General features: G+C 57.6%; 1 protein-coding gene. It reads left to right on the forward strand.

Going from position 1 to position 446, the window contains the following annotated elements; genetic code table 11:
- Positions 1-16 precede the first annotated feature (16 nt).
- Positions 17-446 (forward strand): hypothetical protein (locus EOA24_RS40800; RefSeq protein WP_245502014.1); only part of this gene is annotated, 430 nt, incomplete at its 3' end.

The following is a 446-nucleotide window of genomic DNA, read 5'->3' on the forward strand; positions in this document are numbered from 1 at the left end:
TTCCAGGAGCTTGACCATGGCCTCCGTCAACCTCGAACATCTTGCCGGTCGAAGGGTGCTATCGCTGCGCGGCAAAAGCGTCGGTCACATTGAGGAGATACGCGCCGAGCGTGATGGTGACGATCTCGTCGTAACCGAATTCCACGTCGGCATTTTCGCTGCTTTCGAGCGCCTCTCTGCCTCGGCAATTGGCGTCGCGATGCTGGACTTGTTTGGCTTGCGCCACCGCGACTGCCTGTACCGCATTCCCTGGGAGAAGCTCGATATCTCCGATCCAACCAGACCTCGGCTGCGATGCACCCTCGAGCAACTTTCTCATATGAAGGCGGGAATTGACGGCAAGGGCAAGGCATGGTCGTCCAACAGCTTGCGGCACGTCATGGCGAGCTCAGTGTGGAAAATTGCTCTCACAGTTTTCCTATGTGCAAGCGGCGTTGGTACGGTCT

Origin of the sequence: Mesorhizobium sp. M2A.F.Ca.ET.039.01.1.1, from assembly GCF_003998035.1 — a bacterium.
GTDB lineage: Bacteria > Pseudomonadota > Alphaproteobacteria > Rhizobiales > Rhizobiaceae > Mesorhizobium.